The following is a 19,250-nucleotide window of genomic DNA, read 5'->3' as shown; positions in this document are numbered from 1 at the left end:
TTGCGGCCCTCCCGAAACGGGAATAAGCGGCATCACGCGGGCCGCAAGTGCAAGATCGGCGGGGTGGGAGGGGTGGGGGTGGGGTCAGCGGGCGGCGTAGACCTGGTCGCTGACCAGGTGGGCCGCGCCTACCAGGCCGGCGGTGTCGCCTAGGTCGGACAGGACGATCGGCATGCTGCCGGTGGCCAGCGGCGTGGAACGCCGGTAGACGACGCCCCGGATCTCCGCGAGCAGGACCGGCCCGATCCCGGCCGGCGCGCCACCGATGATGACGATGGCCGGGTTGACGAAGCTGACCAGCCCGACCAGCACCCGCCCGAGCCGGCGGGCGGCGTCGCGCACCAGCGTCTGCGCCGCCGGGTCGCCCTCGGTGGCCGTCGCCGCCACGTCGGCCACCGACAGCGTCCCGGCCGCAGCCAGCCGGTCCGCCAGCGCCGTCGAGCGCCCGGCCCGCGCGGCGCTCACCGCCTCGCGCACCAGTGCGACATCCCCGCAGTACGCCTCGACGCACCCGTTGTTGCCGCAGCCGCAGAGCGGCCCGTCCTCGGTGAGCTGGAAATGGCCGATGTCGCCGGCCCCGCTGGCCGCGCCCCGGTAGAGCGCGCCGGCGAGCACCAGCCCGCAGCCGATCGCCTCGCCCAGCTTGACGTAGAGGAAGTCGTCGAACGGCCGGCCGGTGCCGGCGTGCCGCTCGCCGAGGGCCATCGCGTTGGCGTCGTTGTCCACCTGCACCGGGCAGCCCAGCTCGGCGGCGAGCGTGTCGCGTACCGGGAAGCGGTGCCAGCCGGGCAGGGCCGGCGCGGACACCGGCGAGCCGTCGCGGACCTCGACCGGCGCGGGCAGCGCGACGCCGACGCCGGTGAGCGAGGACAGTCCCGCCTCGACGCGCAGCTTGCCGAGCAGTTCGACGATACGCCCGACCACCACGTCCGGGCCGAGCCGGACGTCCACCGGCTCGTCGTGCCGGGCGAGCGGGTTCAGTTCGCCGTCGGTGAGCGCGACCCGCAGGACGCCGTCGCCGACGAGCACCGCACCGAACCGGACCTGCGCGCCGACGCGCAGCAGCGACGAGCGGCGTCCTCCCCGGGACGCGGCCGGGCCGGCGCTCTCCACCAGGCCGAGCGTGGTCAGCCGGTCGACCTCGGCGGCGAACCGGGCGCGGGGCAGGCCGAGGAGGTCGGCCAGTTCGACCCGGGAGCGGGGGCCGTCGTCGCGCAGCAGGCGCAGCAGTCGCGCCTGATCCGCCGTCTCCGGTCCGACCATCGGCATGTGGTCACCTCCCCACGGAGAATGTGCCACATCGCCGCCCGCGCACACGGGAGCGGGCCGGTCACCCGGAGGTGACCGGCCCGCAGCCCGCTGCTGTCAGAGCGTGTTGCCGGTGCTGGACGGCTTGGTGCTCGTGCCGGTGGTGGTCGAGCCGGACGCGCTGGTCGAGCCCGTCCCGTTGGCGCTGCGGCTGCCGACCGCGGCCGGCGTGCCGGCGAACGGCTTGTCGGCGTCGGTCATGCCCGGCTTGCCACCGTTGGTGGCGAGCTTCTCACCGAGCTTGGTCTGCCCCAGCTTGTCCTTGCCCTCCGAGTAGAGCCGGTTCGCCTGGGCCTGCGCGACCCCGGCCGCCTCCTGGACGGTCGGGTGGTCGAGCACCTTGCGCCCGCGGACCACCAGCTCCTCGTACTTCTCCCGGCCGGCACGGGCGCCCAGGACGAATCCCGCAGCCAGCCCGCCAAGAAACATGATCTTTCCGCGCATGGCGGCTCCTTCCGTACCTGACGCTCTCGCCGGTTTCCGCCAGCTCGGCGGAATGACCGTCTCGCGCCTGCGTTCTCTGTCGACGGCTAACTACCCATCCTGCTCTCCGCTCATGCCTCCCTGTGCCGAGATGACGATTTGTCCGTAATCCTGGCGCGTCAGCCGGTCCGGTCCTCCTCCGGTAACCCCCTGGCGCACCACCCCTCGATGTCCTGTACTCTTGTCCCCGTCGCACGGAGCGGAGAGATCCGAACCGAGCGGTGCACGGTCCCCTGTAGCTCAATTGGCAGAGCAGCCGGCTGTTAACCGGCAGGTTATTGGTTCGAGTCCAATCGGGGGAGCTTCGCTCCACGTCACGCCCGTCGGTAGATCCGGCGGGCGTTCGTCGTTGCTGCATCCCCTCGCGGTGCCCGGGCTGCCGGGTTTCCGCCCCCGAGTCCTCGTTCGCCCGGCAGGATGGTCGGCGTCGACTTAGACTCCCGCTGCGTCGATTCATGCGTCGATTCGAGGACGGTGGAGATGGCCGCAGGACGCAGCCGCTGGACCGCGACGCTGATCGCGGTGGCGGTGGTGCTCGGCTGGCTGATCGTCGGCGGCATCGCCGGCCCCTACTCCGGCAAGCTCGGCGAGGTCTCCACCAACGACAACGCCTCCTTCCTGCCGGCCGACGCCGAGGCCACCCGGGCGCAGGACCTGGCCGGCGGATTCGTCGACCGGGAGACCACCCCGGCACTCGTGGTCTACGAACGACCCGGCGGCCTCACCCCGGCCGACCAGCAGCGCATCCAGGCCGACGCGGACCGCTTCGCCGAGGTGCCGGGCGTGGTCGGCCCGCTCCCGCCACCGGTCGTCAGCCAGGACGAGCAGGCCGCCCAGGTGATCGTGCCGATCGACAGCGCCGAGGGCGAACAGATCCGGTCCGTGGTGGAACGCCTGCGCGACATCGCCGGCCCGGACCGCGACGGGCTCACCGTCGACGTGGCCGGACCCGCAGGGCTGCTCGGCGACCTGATCGAGGTGTTCGGCGCGATCGACGGGCCGCTGCTGCTGGTCACGCTCACAGTGGTGCTGGTCATCCTGCTCGTCGTCTACCGCAGCCCGGTCCTCTGGATCTTCCCGCTGCTGGCCGCCGGGATGTCGTACTCGCTCGCCGCCGTCTTCGTCTACCTGCTCGCCGACCACGACATCGTCAAGCTCAACGGGCAGGCACAGGGCATCCTCACCGTGCTCGTCTTCGGCGCCGGCACCGACTACGCGCTGCTGCTCATCGCCCGCTACCGGGAGGAACTGCACCGGCACGAGCGCCCCTGGGACGCGATGCGGACCGCCTGGAAGGGCGCCGCCCCCGCCATCGTCGCCTCCGGCGCCACGGTCATCGTCAGCCTGCTCTGCCTGCTGCTGTCCAGCCTCAACTCCAACCGCGCGCTCGGCCCGGTCAGCGCCGTCGGGATCGCCGCCACGCTGCTGGTGATGCTCACCTTCCTGCCCGCGCTGCTGGTCCTCGGCGGCCGCTGGGCGTTCTGGCCCCGGCGACCCCGCTACGACCAGGCCGACCCGCGCACCGAACACGGCATCTGGGGGCGGATCGCCGGCTTCGTGGCGCGCCGCGCGCGTACCGTCTGGGTCGTCACCGCCGTGGTGCTCGCCGCCCTCGCGATCGGGGTGACCCAGCTCGGCGCCACCACGCTCGGCCAGTCCCAGCTGTTCACCCAGCGCACCGACTCGGTGGCCGGGCAGGAGGTCATCGACAGGCACTTCCCGGCCGGCACCGGCAGCCCCGCCACCATCTTCACCAACCAGGCCACCGCGCGGCAGGTCGCCCAGGTGGCGCAGGGCGTACCGGGAGTCGCCTCGGTGCTGCCGCTCGGCGAGCGGGGCGAGAACGCGCCGCCCGACCCGAACGCGCCCCCCAAGGTGGTCGACGGGCGGGTGCAGCTCAACGTCACGCTCGCCGACCCGCCGGACAGCAACGGCGCCGAACGCACCATCCGCGACCTGCGCGAGGCGGTGCACCGGGTACCCGGCGCCGACGCCGTGGTCGGCGGCTTCACCGCGATCAACGTGGACACCGCCGACGCCTCGGTACGCGACCGCGACGTGATCATCCCGGTGGTGCTGCTGGTCATCGCGGTCATCCTGGCCCTGCTGCTGCGCGCCCTGGTCGCCCCGGTGCTGCTGATCGCCACAGTGGTGCTGTCGTTCCTGGCCACGCTGGGCCTGTGCGCGCTGCTGTTCCGGTACGTCTTCGACTTCCCCGGCGTCGACCAGTCGTTCCCGCTGTTCGCGTTCGTGTTCCTGGTCGCGCTCGGCATCGACTACAACATCTTCCTGATGAGCCGGGTCCGCGAGGAGTCGGTCCGCCGCGGCACCCGCGCCGGTGTGCTCGCCGGACTGGCCGTCACCGGCGGCGTCATCACCTCCGCCGGCATCGTGCTCGCCGCCACGTTCTCCGCACTCGCCGTCCTGCCGCTCGTGGTGCTCGTCGAGCTGGGCGTGGCGGTCGCCGTCGGCGTCCTGCTCGACACCATCGTGGTCCGCTCGCTGCTGGTGCCCGCGCTCGCGTACGACATCGGGCCGAAGATCTGGTGGCCGGGCCGTTTGTCGCGGTCGCACCGCGAGGGCGACCGGGCCGGGGCGGGGGTGGACCGTGCCTGACACGGACGTGGTGATCGTCGGCGGCGGCCTGGCCGGCCTCGCCGCCGCCCGGCGGCTGCACCGCGCCGGCGTGCCGTGGCGGCTGCTGGAGGCGGGCGACCGGCTCGGCGGGCGGGTCGCCACCGACCGCGTCGACGGGTTCCTGCTCGACCGGGGGTTCCAGGTGCTCAACACCGCGTACCCGCGGCTCACCGGCCTGGTCGACGTCGGCGCTCTCACGATGGGCTGGTTCACCTCCGGCGTGCTGGTGCGCCGCGGCGACCGGCTGGAACGCCTGGTCAACCCGCTGCGCGAACCCACCGGCGCACCCGGCACGCTCACCGCCGGCATCGGATCGCTGACCGACCGGTTGCGGTTCGCCACGCTCGCCGCCGGCTACGCCACGGTGCCGGTCGGGCGGCTGCTCGACACGCCCGAGACCAGCGCCGAGAAGGCGCTGCGCCGGGCCGGCCTCTCCGACGCGATCATCGAGGAACTGCTCCGGCCGTTCCTGTCCGGCGTGCTGCTCGACCGCGAGCTGGCCACCTCCAGCCACGTCCTCGCGGTCGTCATGCGCTCCTTCGCCCGCGGCCGGATCGGCCTGCCGGCCGACGGGATGCAGGCGCTGCCGAGGGCGCTCGCCGCGCCCCTGCCCGCCGAGCTGATCGAGCTGAACACCCCGGTCACCGAGGTCGCGCTCGGCCGGGTCCGCACCCCGTCCGGCGAGATCACCTGCCGCGCCGTCGTGGTCGCGGTGGACCCGCCCGCGGCGGCCACGCTGCTGCCAGGGCTGCCGAGGGTACGCATGCACGCCTACACCACCTACTACCACCGCACCGACACGGCGCCGCTGGACGAGCCGATCCTGCTGCTCGAGGGTGACCGGCGCGAACTGATCGCCAACACGGTGGTGGTGAGCCGGGCCGCGCCCACGTACGCGCCGGACGGCCAGCACCTGGTCGCCACCTCGGTGGTCGGCCCGCAGGCCCCTCCCGAACCGGTGATCCGGCGCGAACTGGACCGCCTCTACGGCCGCCCCACCGCCGACTGGACCCACCTCACCACAGTCGCCGTGCCCGACGCGCTCCCGGCCGCACCGCCGCCACAGGGCCGGCTGCGCAAGCCGGTGGCGCTCGGCGACGGCCTGTACGTGGCCGGCGACCACCGCGACAGCCCGTCCATCCAGGGCGCGCTCGCCAGCGGATGGCGTACGGTCGGCGCGGTCTTCGCGCAGTTGCGGCGCGGGTGAGCCATCGGCGGGTAGCGCGTTGTTATCCTCGCGTTGCCCATCGTGCTGTCGCGGCCGTGTTTCCGCCCGGTAGGTGGTGGTCCGCGCAGCGATCGGCGGGTTACGATCCGGCGCGGTCACGGGGCGGTAGCTCAGCCGGTTAGAGCAGGGGACTCATAATCCCTCGGTCGCGGGTTCGAACCCCGCCCGCCCCACCAGTTGTTTTCCCTGGTCAGCCCTGCTGCCGGCGGTCGGGGCCGATCGCGTCGAGGTCCGGTCCGACGCTCTCAGTCCGCACTGAGTCCGGAGCAGCGCGACCCGCCGGACGACGGAAGTTGTCGTTACGCAACACCTCCCCGGCCGGGGACATGAACACCATCTCGCCACCGGAACTCGGCCGGCGATCTGCGCGGCGATCGGCTCGACCAGGAAGCGGGGAGCGGCACCGACCGGCGTTGGTGCGTCTAGCCCGTGTTTCATAAGGCCCGGAGGTACTGGTTGATGGCGGCGATGGTCAGGGTGGCTTCGTAGCGGACGGCGAGTTTGTCGTAGCGGGTGGCCATGGCGCGGTGTTGTTTGAGCTGGTTGATGCCGCACTCCACGGCGTGGCGTCGGCGGTAGGTCTCAGGGTTGAAGGCGGGTGGCCGGCCGCCGCGGGAGCCTTTGGCGCGGCGGTGGGCGTCTTGGTCGGTCTTGCTCGGGATGCAGGCCTTGATTCCGCGTCGGCGCAGGTAGGCGCGGTTGGCCCTGGACGTGTAGGCCCGGTCCGCGAGGACCTGCTGCGGGCGGGTCCGGGGCCGGCCGGGACCGCAGCGGGTGACGCGGATGCGGTCGAGGACCGTGGTGAATTGCGGGCTGTCACCGCGATGTCCGGCCGTGACGACGGTGGCCAGGACCTTACGGCCCTGTTCGCAGGCGAGATGGGTCTTGGTGGTCCATCCGCCTCGCGAACGGCCCAGCGCATGATCGGCAGGCTCGGCGTAGATCCCGCCGGGTGGTTCTTTCTGCTGGTCGCCGTTACGGCGGGCGCCGGCGGCGTGTTGATGGGCGCGGCTGATCGTGGAGTCGACGCTGACGGTCCAGTCGATGCGCCCGGCCGCGTCGGCTGCGGCTTGCAGCCCTGCGAGGATGCGGGCCCAGGTGCCATCACGTTGCCAGCGGCGGAACCATCGATACAGCGTCTGCCATGGGGCGTAGTTCGCGGGTACGTCACGCCAGGGCGCACCGGTGCGTACCCGCCACCGTATGCCGTCGATGATCTGTCGTCTGGTCCACTTGCACGGTCTTCCCCGCGACGATTCCGCAGGCAGCAAAGGGTGCAGGTGCTGCCACTGGATGTCGCTGAGGTCATGCCGCGCCGCCGCCGCTAGGCTGGCCACGAGGTCTCCGGTATTCAGGTTTGCTTGGTCGCTTACCCACTTACCGGAGACCTCTTCAGCAATCGATCACCGCCACGCCGTGACCTCACCCGGCCCACGCCCACTTACGAAACACGGGCTACGGCGTGCCGAACACCGCCCGACCGTTGACCTCGGTCACCTCAAACTGACGCTGCACGTCCCAAAAAGCCGGCGGAGAACATCAGCGCCGAGCTCACTCCCATGAGCGCCGGCACGGGCAGTGGAGGGAAGCCGCTGCCGATTGCGATCGCTACCCCGAGTGCCCAGAGGATCAGCCCCATGACCTCTTCCTCTAATCCCAAGGCCGCAGGTTCGACTCCTGGCCAGGCACATAGGTACTTCCCTTCGGACATCAAGGGCGGTTGATACACTCCGCGCCCATGGAGAAGCGCTACGCCGTAGCCGCCCTGTCTCTCGCCACGCTTCTCACCGGCTGCACCAGCGATGCGTCACATGACGAGCAGATGGAATACCTACGCACGATGGCTCAGCGTGGGGCCGAACTGCATGCCGTGGAGAAGAGCCGGCCATCGGGATCCCCCGGCGACGCGGAAGAGTGCTCCGACGCCTATGACAATGTCTACGGTGGACTCGACGGCCACGACGCGCCCCACGTCGGGAGCTACGACGAAAAAGTAGCCTTGGTGAAGGAAGGCCGGCGTTTGTTCATGGGGAGCTGCATCAACGGTACGCCGTCGCCGGTACAGGGAGCTTCACGTGAGCGCCAGCGGCAGACCTCTCAGGACGGAACCTGGGCAAGCCTGAGCACGTATTCGAAGCCGCGTTTCTGCGCGGGCGAATCCACCATTGGCAGGATCAGTGCTGGTATGCCGGCGGAAACCGATCCGCCGTCGCCGGCGGGATGATCACCGACCATCAGGGTCTGGCCCGGTGCGGCATGGAGGGCTTCGAGGGCGGCGCCCCAGATCCGAGGGTCCGGTTTGACGAAGCCGACCTCGTAGGACAGTACGAACGCATCGACATGGCCGTCGAGTCCGTGCCGCGCAAAGCATTTGCGGATGTCCCAGCCGACGTTGCTGACGACGCCGATGCGAACACCGCTGTCACGCAATGCGGACAGGGTGGCGACGGTGTCGGCGTACGGCTCGATCGCTTCGGCGTGTGTTTCGTGCAAGGCCGATGCCAGCGCCCGGTCCACCCCAGGGATCTGTCCCAGCACGGCGAGGATCGCCCGATCCCAGACTCGCGGATCCAGATCTCGGGCGATGTGGGCCGGATCCGTGGCCGTCTCCCGCAACAGTCCCGCGAAGTCGCCGGCAATGCGGTGCGCCTCGCCGGCAGCCAATGTCCGGTCGATCGATGCCGCCGCGTTGCCCACCCAGCGCTCCGAGTCCCTGGCGAACAGAGTCCAGGCGAAGTCGAACAGTACAGTCGTCACCGGCGTGGCGGTCATCGCATCACCCTAGATAAATACGATGAGTTCTGTGGGCCGCGACGCAGTGAGTCCGCCAGCCCTTCTGCCCCGCCACGCGAAACGCCCTACTCAGCCGCACTACCAGTACCTGCCGCAGTCCGGCTCGAGCTTGTCGACGGCGTTCTCCAGGTCGCCTGTGTCGCTCGCCATCTTCACGATCGCTTCCGCATATTCGAGCTTGGGCTTGATCGAGCGGACCTCGACGTCCTTCCGGCCTGCGGCCATGGTGAGCACCTGGAACTTCTTCCGCAGCGTGCGGTCGGTCTGCTCGCCGGCCACCCGGTTCGCCACCGCCTCGAGGTTGACCAATCGGGTGGACGCCTCCGCCCGGGCGTTGACGAGTTCGGCCTCCACTGTCGAACTGGCGGCGACCCCGACCAGGATGATCAGGCCGGCGATGGCCTTCTCCAACGGACCCTTGACGGCGGTGCAGGCCGCCTTGTTGCTGGTGGTAGCCACTTGCGTGGCCTTCTTGGTCGTGGTCGTAGCCGCGGGGGCCGTCGAGGACCGTGAGATGCCCGAGGACCGAGGGGTCGGCGAGGTTTCGGGTGCACGGGTCGGTGTGGCCGTCGGCACCGTGGGCGTGGGGATGGGCGACTCCGCAGCGATGGGTGACTCCGTGGAGGTGCTCGCCGCCACGGCCGTGGGCGTGCTCGGCATCTCGTCGGCGTGGCCACACGCCGAGGCCGTGAGCAGCATCGCAGCGACCGTCACGCAGAGCCCGAGCCGTCGTACCCTCACGTCGTATCCCATCTCGCGATCTTGCGGGAGCGTGACGATACATGGCGGACGCAGTGGCGACCATCAACCGGCTGGACCGGCCGCCCGGGGCAATCACTTTTCGCTGTAGCAGTAGGCCGTCCGCCCCGGTCATTCCGCTGCGGTGCGAGTGGAACTCGGCCAGCCGGGCCGTTGAACCGCCCCTCTGCATGTCCATTTGAGGTCGAGAGCGTTGCTCTGAAGTTCCAGGACCACTGAGGGATCGTGCGCCCTCGTCGCTTCGACCTTGTCGGCCTTCTTCAGGAGCACCGAACCTTTGAAGTCAAAACCATCGACGCCGGACCGCTTTGCCGCTTCGGCGATCGGGCGCATCGTCGCCGGTTCGCCGTGGGTGCCGTTCTTCACCACCTCGTTGATCTGCTCGCACACCCAGGCGGCCAAGGCGACGCCCTCCAGGGCGGGATGCGAGGCGGGAGCCGTGGTGCCACCCGACGAGGGCTCTGGCGAAGGGCTGTCGCCCTGGCAGCCTGACACGGCGAGGACCACGGCGACGGCGAGAAACGCGGGGTGTATGCGCAGCACCGGCAGATGATAGATCGACTTCGCTGACGGTCGCCGCCTGTCTTCCCAATCGCAACTCGCGTCGGCATGCTGGCCCGATGAAGAACCTGCACGCGTCGGTGCCGCTTGCCCTGCACCTGTATTGCAGGGTCGACGTGCTGGTGACCGATGCTGAGGCTCTTGCCGATCACGCAGTCGCCGAGCTGCGAGAGGCGGAGATCGACTGGTCTGCGGAAGACGACGACCTCGAATCGGCGGTGGGAGAGCTGCGCGGCAGCATCGCCGACTCGCTCGGGGCGGTAGCGGACATCAGCCGCCTGATCGAGGGCATCCCGGGAGTCGAGTTCCGAGGCGGTTGGTGCCGGGCCGAGCCGGGGCCGCCGCGGGAGATCCCCGTACCCGGAAGCCGGTAAGCGCCTGAGTCTGCCGGCGGGCGATCCGCCAGCCGGTCCGGCAAGAACCTGGCGGACGAGCGGTGGTGCGGCGGGTTCCTCCGCAGGATCGTAGGCGGGGTTCGCTGCTGCCAGGGGGCGGCGGACAGATGTGCCGCGGCCTATGGTTGCCGCGTGAACAGACGCCTGTGGGTGGTGTCGGCGCTGGCCGTGACCGCGCTGCTCGCCGTACCGGTGACCGTTGTCGGCGTCCACGTGACCCACCCTCGGAACGAGGACGGATACCTGGCGCACCTCAAGCAGTACGGCGACCGGCAGAACGACAGGCCGCTGGCGGTGTTGCCGCCGACCGCGGACCTGGTCGCCGAGGGCGACGCGGCGTGCGACTGGTTGCGCGAGCAGCCGTACGCGCTGTGGCGGCACGATCCGGAGTACCGCGAGCTTGTCGTCTACGAGCGCTACGTCCGGCAGGTCGAGAACCGCCTGCCGACCTGGGGCGACGAGCTGCCCGACCGGCGATCGGTGACGGGAGCCGCGTGGACCCACCTGTGTCCGGCCGAGTGGGAACTACGCCAGCCCCGCCGCAACCCCTTCGCCCCCAAGCCGGACTGAACGAGCGTCCCGTCCTCCCGCGTGCCGCGCTGCACTGATCTTGGAGTTGCGGCACCTCGCAATAGCCGCGTGCGGGACATCCGAGGCGCCACAACTCCAAGATCGACGAGAAGGCCGCGTGAGGCGGGCGGTCAGAGCCCGCGGCTCGTGGCCATCCAGGCGGTGGCGAAGTCGACCAGGGTGCGCTGACGCATCAGCCGGGCCGTCGCGCTGCCGACCCGGCCGGTCGTTGCGCCGCCTGTCGCCTCGAAGTCGGTGCCCAGCCGGTCGAAGTCGTCCTCGTCGGTGACGACGTCTGTCCACGTGGTCCACCGGCTCGTGCCGTCCGGCAGCCGTACCGCCGAGCCTGTCACCGCCCGCGGCGGCGAAGCCTGCCGCCATTCCGCCAGGTGCAGCGAGGTGTTGGAGCTGTGGTCGCAGCCGAGCAGCAGCACCTTGCCGTCGAGCCGGTACACCGCACCGAGCGGGGAGTGCTCGCCCAGCGCGTCGTCGAGGCGGTGCCCCTCCACGATGTCGGCGGCGTGCGCGCCGAGCGCGGCGAAGGACACCTGCGGGTGGTCGCTGCGGCGGGCGCCCGGCCAGGTGCGTACCGTCTCGGCGACCGCGCCCATCCACCGGCTCGGCGTGCGGGCCGGGTCGAAGCCGGGCGTCTGTTCGCGGATGACTGGCCACCACGCCTCGGGTACGGGCGGATGCCGCCACCCGGCCGGGTCCGTGTTGTCTGGCGTGTGCGTCGGCACGACGAGGGTGCCCTCCGGTCCGAGCGCGTCGAGTAGCGCCCAGATCACCGCCTCGGTGCCACCGGCGACGAACCCGAGACTCCGGTACGACGAGTGCAGCAGCAGGACGTCACCCGAAGCAACGCCGAGGGCGCGCAGGTCGTACGCGAGCGAGCTGACGGTGTGCGGTGCGGCCTGGTCCACGCGGCGCAGTGTAGGCGGGGCCGAGCCTGGACCGGGGACGGTGCCGGCGCCCGCGGAAACTGTTTCGCCGATCCCGGGATAGCGGCGACACCCCCACGCGTCTGTCACTGGTGAACGAGAAGACGAGGGTGGTGCGGTGGACGAGGACGAGCGGGCGGTGCTGGCCGAGTTCGTGGCGAGCCGTGCCCCGGCGCTGATACGGGTCGCCTACCTGCTCACCGGTGACCGCAGCAGCGCCGAGGATCTGCTCCAGTCGGCGCTGTCGAAGGTCATCCCGAAGTGGCGGAGCATCCGGCACGCCGACCCGGAGGGCTACCTCCGTGCCGTCATGTACCGGGAGCAGGTGAGCTGGTGGCGGCGGTTGCGCCGTCGTCGGGAGTCCCCGGCCGGCGTGCGGGAGCCGGTGGTGGCCGACCCGGCCGGCGGTACGGATCTCCGGCTGGCGTTGCGGGCGGCGCTGTGGGAGTTGCCGCCGGCGCAGCGCACCGTCGTGGTCCTGCGCTACTACGAGGACCTGCCGGAGGCCCAGGTCGCCGAACTGCTGGGCTGCTCGGTCGGGACGGTACGCAGCCGGACCCACCGGGCGGTCACCCGACTGCGTCAGATCCTGCCGGACAGCGAGCTTCTGGAGATGCGGCGATGAGTGATCCGTTCGAAGGTCTGCTCCGCTCCACCCTCACCGACATCGCCGAGGAGGCACCGACTGTGCAGGACTCATTGACCAGGGCGGAACGGCGCGTGCGTAACCGCCGACGCAATACGGTGGCGGCAGGTGCGGCGGGCATCCTGGCGGTGCTGGTGATCGGCGCGCCGTTCGCCTACGCCAGCCGCGGCGACGATCCGGTGATCTCGCCGCAGCCGGGCACGAGCGCCCCGCAGCCGGACCGGACCGAGCCCGTTCCGCCCCCGCCGGGCCTGGCGTCGCCCGTCCCGGTCGGCCCGGACGGCCGACGAGTGCCGGACGGCGCCGACCCGACTCGCCCGGGCGCGCCGTCGCCCGTCCCGGATTCGCCGGGCGCGCCGTCGCCCGTCCCGGTCGACCCGGACCCGAGCATGCCGGCCAGTCCGGTCCCGGCTCCGCCGGGCGTGCGGTCGGACAACCCCCTCGGCCCGTCGCCGAGCCCCGTCAGGCGCTGATCGACGCGCACTATCCGATCGGATCGGTGCCGAGAGCTGGGTCCGCGCCGATGGTGGCGGGCCCAGCACTGCTGCCGATCCGGACCGGATTGACACGCGGGGCGGTCGGCGGGGGAGAGTCGGGCATGAGCTTTCCGCTGTCGACGCCACCCGCCGTTCCCGCCGGCACGCTCACCACCGGCCCGCAGCCCACGCTGTTCGCGGCCGACGGCCTGGTCCTGCGCCCCTGGGAGGACGAGGACGCACCGGCCGTGCTGTCCGCGTACCGGGATCCGGAGATCCGCCGCTGGCACACCCGGCGGCCCGCGTCGCAGGAGCAGGTCCTGGAGTGGTTCGCACACTTCCGCCGTGCCTGGCGGCAGGCGACGGGCGCGAGCTGGGCGGTGACGCGCGACGGCGCAGTGGTGGGTCGCATGGTGCTGGGCGGGGTGGACCTCGACGACGGCGTGGCCGGGTGCGCGTACTGGGTGGTTCCGGCCGCCCGCGGCGCGGGTGTGGCCTCCGGCGCGTTGCGGGCGCTGAGCGCGTGGGCGCTCGGCGACGGCCGGCTGCACCGGCTCTGGCTGGACCACTCGACCGGCAACGTCGCGTCGTGCCGGGTCGCGGTCAAGGCCGGGTTCCGGCTGGAGGGCACCAAGCGCAGCGCTGCCGTGCACGACGACGGACGGCACGACATGCACCTGCACGCCCGCGTCCGCGGGGACGACTGACGGCTCACGACTGCGCGGCGGCCACCTCCCGGATGCGCCGCAGCGCCTCCGCGCGGTCCATCCCGGTCGCCTGCAGGATGTCGCTCGCCGCGGTCCGGACCTGTCCCACGATCACCGTGCCGGACAGTCCGGTCCCGGCGAGCTCCGCGCGCGTCGCCGCCGCCACCGCGTTCAGCGCGTGACGGCGGGCGTCCTCCGGGCCCCGGTCCGCGAGAACCTCCTCCTGTACGGCGTGCACCGCGGCGCCGAGCGCCTCCACGGCGTCCGGCAGGCTCTCCGGTATCGGCTCCCCGTCCTCGATCAGCACGACGGCCCGCCGGGCCAGTACGCGGGTGTTCCAGACCGCCTGGTCCACGTCCGGCGCGCTGAGCTGGTAGTGCCGGACGGAACGCCGCCTCGGCCACCGCGCCGGGGCGAGGTCGACGGTCTCCTTCGCGCCGCCGAACACGTCCCAGAACCGGCCCAGGTCCGCGCCGATCGCCTGCGACCGGCTCAGCGACCGGTCGGCCAGGTCGTGGTCGCGTCGCCGTAGCGCGGCGGCGGTCGCGGCGAGCTGGTCGGCGAGCTGGCGCAGCGTCGGCGCGGCCACCCGCCGCATGACCCGCAGCGGGTTGATCGGCACCAGAAGCAGCGTCACCACCAGTCCCACGCCGCCGCCGATCAGCGCGTCGACGAAGCGGGGGAACTCCAGCGTGTGCCGGGAGGAGGAGAGCGCGCCGAGCAGCACCGCCGTACCGCTGGCGTTGCCCACGATCCCGCCCCGCGTACTCAATGCCAGCGCGACCAGGACGGACGCCGCGACGATCACGCCGGTCTGCCACACGCCGGCGCCGACGGCGCCGATCAGCAGGTCCGACACGATGATGCCGAGCGTCACCCCGGTGAGCAGTTCGACGGTGTTGGAGAGGCGTCGTCCGAACGACGAGGTGATCACCGCGACCGCGGCGGCCGGGGCGAAGATCGGGCTCGGCATGCCGGTGAGCCAGCGCGCGACGGCCCAGGCCAGCGCCGCCGCCAGTCCGGCCTGCACGGCGAGTACGGACTTGATCCGCAACTGTTGCATCCGGTCCCGCCCGGCGGCCCGGCCGCGCTCGTTCACGCGCTCCCACGCCTCGTCGAACCGTTCCGCGTCCAGGCCGGCGCGCCGCGACGACCCCCGCCGGCCGCCGCGCCCCTCACGCTGCCCGGTCACCGCCGGCGGCTACCCGCAAAAGCCGCCGCCATTCCCGGCCTCCGCCGGGGTCAGCCGCCCGGTTCGAGGTACGCGGCCAGGTGCGCCAGCGAGGACGCGATGCCCTCCTCGTGCACCGTCTGGTCGATGCCCGGCGGCACGCCGGTGGCGGTGACCGTCACAGCGGTGCCGTCGCCTGCCGCCGCGAGGTGCCAGGTCATGGTCATGGTGCCCGCGTACGCGGGGTCGTCGGCCTGGAACACGGCGGTCTGCACGACCCGACGCGCCGGTACGAGTTCGGCGAACCCGACATCGACCACGTCGGTGGCGTCCGACGTCTTACCAGGGCTGCCGGCCGGGTCGAGGTAGGTGAGCACCATCCGGAAGCCGCCGCCCGGCCGTGGATCCCAGCGCTCGATCCGCCCGCGCATCCCGTCCGGCGGCAACCACGCCTCCAGGGCGGCCCGGTCGACGAGCGCGTCGTACACCGCCCCCGGTGACGCGGCGATCGTCCTGCTGCCCCGATCGATCCTGCTCACCCCCCCAACCCTAGGCCCGCGCCCTCCCGCCAGCGGGAGCGGGGCGCGCCCGGTACGCTGCCGCGAATGCCGGTACGACAGCACCTCGACGACTCGCTGCTGCTCGATGAGGGCGACACGCCGCTGGCCCGGATGCGGCTGCGGGACGACGACGGCACCGCGGTCGCGGCCGACGTCCGGCCGCTGTCCGAGGCGCCGCTCACCCGGCTCGTCGCGCAGGTGCGGCGCCACCTGGCCGGGCACCGGCTGGAGACGCCGGACGAGGCGCTGGCGGCGGCCCTGGTGGCCGACGGGCTGACGCTGGACCGGGCCGCCACCGACATGCGGCACGACCTGATCGACGTACCCGAACCGGTGGCGCTGCCGGACGGCTGGTCGCTCGGCGCCCCCGGCTGGGACGACGACCTCGCCGCAGGGCTGGACGCGGCGTACGGCCCGGACCACCCAGACGGCCGCTGGCAGCCGAGCGACACCGACGAGGTACGGGCCATGTTCGACACCGGCGAGCCGGTTCCGCCCCTGGTGCCCGCCTCGGCCCGGCTGGTCGACCCGGACGGCCGCAGCGCCGGGCACGTGCTGTGCGCCGGGCCGGTGCCGTGGACCGACGACGACTGCGTCTGGATCCTCAACCTGGGTGTGGCGCCCCGCGCACAGCGCCGCGGGTTCGGCCGGGCGCTGCTCGTCCACGCGTTGCGCGGCGCGCGCGAGGTCGGGCTGCCGTCAGTCGGCCTGTCGGTGGTCGACGGCAACCCGGCCCGCCGCATGTACGACGCCGCCGGCTTCCGCGTCCTCACCCGGGTGCTCACGGTCCGCATCCCCGACGCGTAGCCCGTCCACGGTCGTGTCGGCGTCGGGTCGGCGGGGGATGAGAGAGTGACACGGTGCGGGTGGGGATCCTCGGGCCGCTTGAGGTCCGCGACGGCGATCGGCCGGTCGACGTCGCCGGGGCGCGGCTGCGGGTGCTGCTGATCCGTCTCGCCCTGGACCCGGGCCGGCCGGTGAGCGTGCCCGCGCTGGCCGAGGCGCTCTGGGGTGACGAGCCGCCGACCGACACCGCCAACGCGGTGCAGACGCTCGTGTCCCGGCTGCGCCGGGCGGTGCCCGGGCTCGCGATACGCAGCAGCCCGGCGGGCTACCGGCTCGACCTCGACCCGGACGACGTGGACGCCGGGCGGTTCGAGCGGCTGACCCGGCAGGGGCGGGCGGCGCTTCGTGACGGGGACGCGGCGGCGGCGCGTACGACGTTGCGTGACGCGCTGGCGTTGTGGCGGGGGCCGGCGCTGGCCGAGGTCGTCGACGCGCCGTACGCGGCGGCAGCGGTGGCGCGGCTGGCGGAACTGCGGCTCACCGCGCAGGAGGACCGGATCGAGGCGGAGCTGCGGACCGGGCGGCCGGAGCTGCTCGTCGCCGAGCTGGACGAGCTGACCGCCGCGCATCCGCTGCGGGAGCGGCTGGCCGAACTGCACCTGCGCACGCTCGCCGCCGCCGGGCGGCCCGCCGAGGCGCTCGCCGCGTACGAGCGGATCCGGCAGCGGCTCGCCGACGAGCTGGGCGTGGACCCGTCGCCGCAGTTGCGGGCCGCGCATCTGGAACTGCTGCGCGGCGAGGCGGCCCCGCCGCAGCCGACGGCCGTGACGCGGGGCAACCTGCGGACCGCGCTCACCACGTTCGTCGGGCGCGACGAGGACCTGCGGCGGCTCACCGGACTGCTCGCCGGCAACCGGCTGGTCACCCTGCTCGGGCCGGGCGGAGCGGGCAAGACGCGGCTGGCGAGCGTGGCGGCGGGCCGGCTCGCCGACGGCGTACCCGGCGGGGCCTGGCTGGTCGAGCTGGCGCCGATCACCGACCCGGCGGACGTACCACGGGCCGTGCTCGACACGCTGGGCCGCCGGGACCGGACGCTGGAACCGGTACGCCCGCCGGCCCGCGACACGCTCGGCCGCCTGGTGGAGACGATCGCCACCGACGAGACGCTGATCGTGCTGGACAACTGCGAACACGTCGTCGAGGCCGCCGCCCGGCTCGCCGAGGAGCTGCTCGGCCGCTGCCCGGGACTGCGCGTGCTGGCCACTTCGCGGGAGCCGCTGGGCATCGTCGGTGAGGCGCTGGACCCCGTACCCCCGTTGCGCCTGCCCCCGGCGGACGCGACGCCGGGCGACGCGCTCGCGTACCCGTCGGTGCAGTTGCTGCGCGACCGGGCCGCCGCCGTGCGGCCCGGGTTCCTGGTGACCGGCGACAACGTGGCGGCCGTGGTGGAGGTCTGCCGGCGGCTCGACGGCCTGCCGCTGGCCATCGAACTGGCCGCCGCGCGGCTGCGGACGCTGTCGCCGCAGCAGGTCGCGGCCGGGCTGGACGACCGGTTCCGGCTGCTGACCGGCGGCAGCCGCACCGCGCTGCCCCGGCACCGCACGCTGCGGGCGGTGGTGGACTGGAGCTGGGGGCTGCTCACCGACGACGAGCGACGGCTCGCCGAACGGCTCGCGGTCTTCCCGGCGTCGGTCACCGCCGAGTCGGCGGCCGGCGTCGCCGGCCCGGCCGCCGCCGCGCTGCTCGACGCGCTCGTGGACAAGTCGCTGCTCCAGGTCGTCGGGGACGGGCGGTTCCGGATGCTGGAGACCATCCGGGAGTACGGGCTGGAACGGCTCGCCGCCGCCGGGGCGGTGGCCGGGGCGCGCGCCGCGCACGCGGCGTACTTCCGGGAGCTGGTCCGGACCGCGGAGCCGCACCTGCGGACGGCCGGTCAGCTGCCGTGGCTGCGCCTGCTGGAGGCGGAACGGGAGAACATCGTCGGCGCGCTGCACTACGCGTGCGACGCCGGTGACGCCGACACCGCGCTGCGGATCGGCGCGGGGCTGGCGTTGCCGCTGGTGATCTGGGGCGACGACGGCGGCATCGGCGGTGACGTGCTGGCCCGCGCGCTGGCGCTGCCCGGCCCGGCTCCGGCGGAGGAGCGGGCGGTGGTGCTCGCCATCCGCATCGGCGCGGAGCTGGCACGCGGCGAGCAGGGGCCGACGCCGGAGCAGATCGCCGAGCTGACCACGATCCTGCGGGCGGCGGAGGGGACCAAGCATCCGATCGTGGGGCTGCTCGCACCGATGCTGTCGATCTTCGGCGACGACACGGCGGCCGGGATCGCGGCGATCGACCGGGCGCGCGGGCATCCCGACCCGTGGACCGACGGCACGTTGCTGGGGATACGCGGCAAGTTCAAGGAGAACGACGGCGACGCCGAGGGCATGCTCCGCGACCTCACCGACGCCGCCGCGGAGCTGCGCGCGGTCGGTGAGCGGATGAGCCTGTCGCACGTGCTCAGCGAGTACGCGGACGCGCTCACCAAACGCGGCGACTTCGACGCGGCGACCGAGGCGCTGGAGGAGTCGGTGCGGCTGGCCCGGGAACTCAACCCGGCCTCGGAGCCGGGCTTCCAGCTGATCTGGCTCGCGGCCATCCGGGCCCGCTCCGGCGACGTGGCCGGCGCGAAGGCCGAACTGCGCCGGTTCGTGACCGACCGGGACGGCCGGGACGGCGCGTTCGGGCTGATGATGCTCGGCAGCATCGCCCGCTCCGACGGCTCGCTGGACGAAGCCGAGGAGTGTCTCGCCGAGGCGATGCGCCGGCAGGCCGAGACGCCGCTCGTCGCCCCGCAGTTCCGTGGCCTGCTGCTGTCCGAGATGGGCCATCTGGCGCTGGCCCGCGGCGACCTGCCGGGTGCGCGCCGGCACCTCGACGAGGCGACCACGCGGGCCCTCGCCGCCCGGGACATGCCGGTGGTCGCGATCGTCACTGTCGGCTGGGTGGCGTTGGCGGTGGCGGAGGGCCGGTACGAGCGGGCCGCCGAACTGCTCGGCGTCTCCGACTCGCTGCGCGGCCGGCCCGACCGCTCCAACCCGGACGCGCAGCGTCTCGCCGAGCGGCTGCGCGCCGAGCTGGGTGAGGACGGGTACGCCGCCGCGTACGCCCGGGGTAACGGCCGTAGCCGGGCCGACGCCCTGGCGTTCGTGGGCGGCGACCCGGCTCGGTGATCGGCGTGCCGTCC

General features: G+C 72.8%; 18 protein-coding genes and 2 tRNA genes. 11 read left to right on the top strand and 9 right to left on the bottom strand.

Annotation, left to right across the window (positions count from 1 at the left end):
• Positions 1–84: 84 nt before the first annotated feature.
• The gene (locus CLT75_RS17015; protein WP_135241525.1) at positions 85–1,269 is read right to left on the bottom strand and encodes an ROK family transcriptional regulator; all 1,185 of its coding nucleotides are present in this window, start codon (positions 1,267–1,269) and stop codon (positions 85–87) included.
• Between the two features lie 96 nt (positions 1,270–1,365).
• On the bottom strand, positions 1,366–1,752 hold the full coding sequence (locus CLT75_RS17010; protein WP_135241524.1) for a hypothetical protein: 387 nt from the start codon (positions 1,750–1,752) through the stop codon (positions 1,366–1,368).
• Between the two features lie 268 nt (positions 1,753–2,020).
• On the opposite strand from CLT75_RS17010, the gene CLT75_RS17005 reads away from it, so the two are divergent.
• The 4 genes from CLT75_RS17005 to CLT75_RS16990 all read left to right on the top strand — a co-directional run bounded on the left by CLT75_RS17005 (position 2,021) and on the right by CLT75_RS16990 (position 5,832).
• Positions 2,021–2,093, top strand: a tRNA-Asn gene (locus CLT75_RS17005).
• 178 nt (positions 2,094–2,271) lie between these two features.
• The gene (locus CLT75_RS17000; protein ID WP_135241523.1) at positions 2,272–4,407 is read left to right on the top strand and encodes an MMPL family transporter; all 2,136 of its coding nucleotides are present in this window, start codon (positions 2,272–2,274) and stop codon (positions 4,405–4,407) included.
• Positions 4,400–5,635 (top strand): NAD(P)/FAD-dependent oxidoreductase, encoded by a 1,236-nt coding sequence (locus CLT75_RS16995; protein WP_135241522.1) that lies wholly within the window; start codon positions 4,400–4,402, stop codon positions 5,633–5,635. The genes CLT75_RS17000 and CLT75_RS16995 overlap by 8 nt, the downstream gene beginning before the upstream one ends.
• Before the next feature lie 120 nt (positions 5,636–5,755).
• Positions 5,756–5,832: transfer RNA gene (locus CLT75_RS16990), tRNA-Ile, on the top strand.
• Positions 5,833–6,090: 258 nt separating this feature from the next.
• Here CLT75_RS16990 and CLT75_RS16985 read toward each other — a convergent pair.
• The 4 genes from CLT75_RS16985 to CLT75_RS16970 all read right to left on the bottom strand — a co-directional run bounded on the left by CLT75_RS16985 (position 6,091) and on the right by CLT75_RS16970 (position 9,751).
• Positions 6,091–6,993, bottom strand: a complete 903-nt coding sequence (locus CLT75_RS16985) for an IS5 family transposase (RefSeq protein WP_135240737.1) — start codon at positions 6,991–6,993, stop codon at positions 6,091–6,093.
• Between the two features lie 760 nt (positions 6,994–7,753).
• Complete coding sequence (locus CLT75_RS16980; protein ID WP_135241521.1) at positions 7,754–8,428, bottom strand: HAD family hydrolase; 675 nt, start codon at positions 8,426–8,428, stop codon at positions 7,754–7,756.
• Between the two features lie 99 nt (positions 8,429–8,527).
• Positions 8,528–8,908 (bottom strand): hypothetical protein, encoded by a 381-nt coding sequence (locus CLT75_RS33325; RefSeq protein ID WP_486485205.1) that lies wholly within the window; start codon positions 8,906–8,908, stop codon positions 8,528–8,530.
• 411 nt (positions 8,909–9,319) lie between these two features.
• The gene (locus CLT75_RS16970) at positions 9,320–9,751 is read right to left on the bottom strand and encodes a hypothetical protein (RefSeq protein ID WP_135241519.1); all 432 of its coding nucleotides are present in this window, start codon (positions 9,749–9,751) and stop codon (positions 9,320–9,322) included.
• 77 nt (positions 9,752–9,828) lie between these two features.
• On the opposite strand from CLT75_RS16970, the gene CLT75_RS16965 reads away from it, so the two are divergent.
• Entirely contained in the window at positions 9,829–10,143 is a 315-nt protein-coding gene (locus tag CLT75_RS16965; protein WP_135241518.1) for a hypothetical protein, read from the top strand.
• 153 nt (positions 10,144–10,296) lie between these two features.
• A complete protein-coding gene (locus CLT75_RS16960) occupies positions 10,297–10,734 on the top strand; it encodes a hypothetical protein (RefSeq protein ID WP_486485204.1) in 438 nt (145 codons plus the stop codon).
• A 131-nt stretch (positions 10,735–10,865) separates the two neighbouring features.
• Here CLT75_RS16960 and CLT75_RS16955 read toward each other — a convergent pair whose 3' ends face one another.
• On the bottom strand, positions 10,866–11,657 hold the full coding sequence (locus CLT75_RS16955) for an AAC(3) family N-acetyltransferase (protein ID WP_135241516.1): 792 nt from the start codon (positions 11,655–11,657) through the stop codon (positions 10,866–10,868).
• A gap of 136 nt (positions 11,658–11,793) precedes the next feature.
• Here CLT75_RS16955 and CLT75_RS16950 point away from each other — a divergent pair, with 136 nt between their 5' ends.
• The 3 genes from CLT75_RS16950 to CLT75_RS16940 all read left to right on the top strand — a co-directional run bounded on the left by CLT75_RS16950 (position 11,794) and on the right by CLT75_RS16940 (position 13,504).
• Positions 11,794–12,300, top strand: a complete 507-nt coding sequence (locus CLT75_RS16950; protein ID WP_135241515.1) for a SigE family RNA polymerase sigma factor — start codon at positions 11,794–11,796, stop codon at positions 12,298–12,300.
• The gene (locus CLT75_RS16945; RefSeq protein ID WP_486485203.1) at positions 12,297–12,794 is read left to right on the top strand and encodes a hypothetical protein; all 498 of its coding nucleotides are present in this window, start codon (positions 12,297–12,299) and stop codon (positions 12,792–12,794) included. Before CLT75_RS16950 ends, CLT75_RS16945 begins: the two co-directional genes overlap by 4 nt.
• Before the next feature lie 125 nt (positions 12,795–12,919).
• Positions 12,920–13,504 (top strand): GNAT family N-acetyltransferase, encoded by a 585-nt coding sequence (locus CLT75_RS16940; protein WP_135241514.1) that lies wholly within the window; start codon positions 12,920–12,922, stop codon positions 13,502–13,504.
• 4 nt (positions 13,505–13,508) lie between these two features.
• On the opposite strand, the gene CLT75_RS16935 is transcribed toward CLT75_RS16940, so the two are convergent.
• Positions 13,509–14,696 carry an FUSC family protein gene (locus CLT75_RS16935; RefSeq protein ID WP_135241513.1) on the bottom strand — a complete coding sequence of 396 codons (1,188 nt, stop codon included), beginning with the start codon at positions 14,694–14,696 and terminating at the stop codon, positions 13,509–13,511.
• A 50-nt stretch (positions 14,697–14,746) separates the two neighbouring features.
• Positions 14,747–15,214, bottom strand: a complete 468-nt coding sequence (locus CLT75_RS16930) for an SRPBCC family protein (RefSeq protein WP_135241512.1) — start codon at positions 15,212–15,214, stop codon at positions 14,747–14,749.
• 66 nt (positions 15,215–15,280) lie between these two features.
• Between CLT75_RS16930 and CLT75_RS16925 the strand changes: the two genes are divergently transcribed.
• Both CLT75_RS16925 and CLT75_RS16920 read left to right on the top strand, forming a co-directional pair.
• On the top strand, positions 15,281–16,042 hold the full coding sequence (locus tag CLT75_RS16925) for a GNAT family N-acetyltransferase (RefSeq protein ID WP_135241511.1): 762 nt from the start codon (positions 15,281–15,283) through the stop codon (positions 16,040–16,042).
• A gap of 53 nt (positions 16,043–16,095) precedes the next feature.
• Positions 16,096–19,236, top strand: coding sequence for a BTAD domain-containing putative transcriptional regulator (locus CLT75_RS16920; RefSeq protein ID WP_135241510.1), 3,141 nt, complete (start codon positions 16,096–16,098; stop codon positions 19,234–19,236).
• Positions 19,237–19,250 lie beyond the last annotated feature (14 nt).

This window comes from Micromonospora sp. CNZ285 (assembly GCF_004637285.1).
The sequence above is the reverse complement of the archived record's forward strand: the minus strand, read 5'-3'. Positions and strand labels throughout refer to the sequence as shown.

What these genes read in the sequence shown, in the direction of transcription:
- CLT75_RS17010 (WP_135241524.1), bottom strand. Translation starts at nt 1,752, where the DNA reads ATGCGCGGAAAGATCATGTTTCTTGGCGGGCTGGCTGCGGGATTCGTC.
- CLT75_RS16945 (WP_486485203.1), top strand. Translation starts at nt 12,297, where the DNA reads ATGAGTGATCCGTTCGAAGGTCTGCTCCGCTCCACCCTCACCGACATC.
- CLT75_RS16980 (WP_135241521.1), bottom strand. Translation starts at nt 8,428, where the DNA reads ATGACCGCCACGCCGGTGACGACTGTACTGTTCGACTTCGCCTGGACT.
- CLT75_RS17000 (WP_135241523.1), top strand. Translation starts at nt 2,272, where the DNA reads ATGGCCGCAGGACGCAGCCGCTGGACCGCGACGCTGATCGCGGTGGCG.
- CLT75_RS16925 (WP_135241511.1), top strand. Translation starts at nt 15,281, where the DNA reads ATGCCGGTACGACAGCACCTCGACGACTCGCTGCTGCTCGATGAGGGC.
- CLT75_RS16940 (WP_135241514.1), top strand. Translation starts at nt 12,920, where the DNA reads ATGAGCTTTCCGCTGTCGACGCCACCCGCCGTTCCCGCCGGCACGCTC.
- CLT75_RS16965 (WP_135241518.1), top strand. Translation starts at nt 9,829, where the DNA reads ATGAAGAACCTGCACGCGTCGGTGCCGCTTGCCCTGCACCTGTATTGC.
- CLT75_RS17015 (WP_135241525.1), bottom strand. Translation starts at nt 1,269, where the DNA reads ATGCCGATGGTCGGACCGGAGACGGCGGATCAGGCGCGACTGCTGCGC.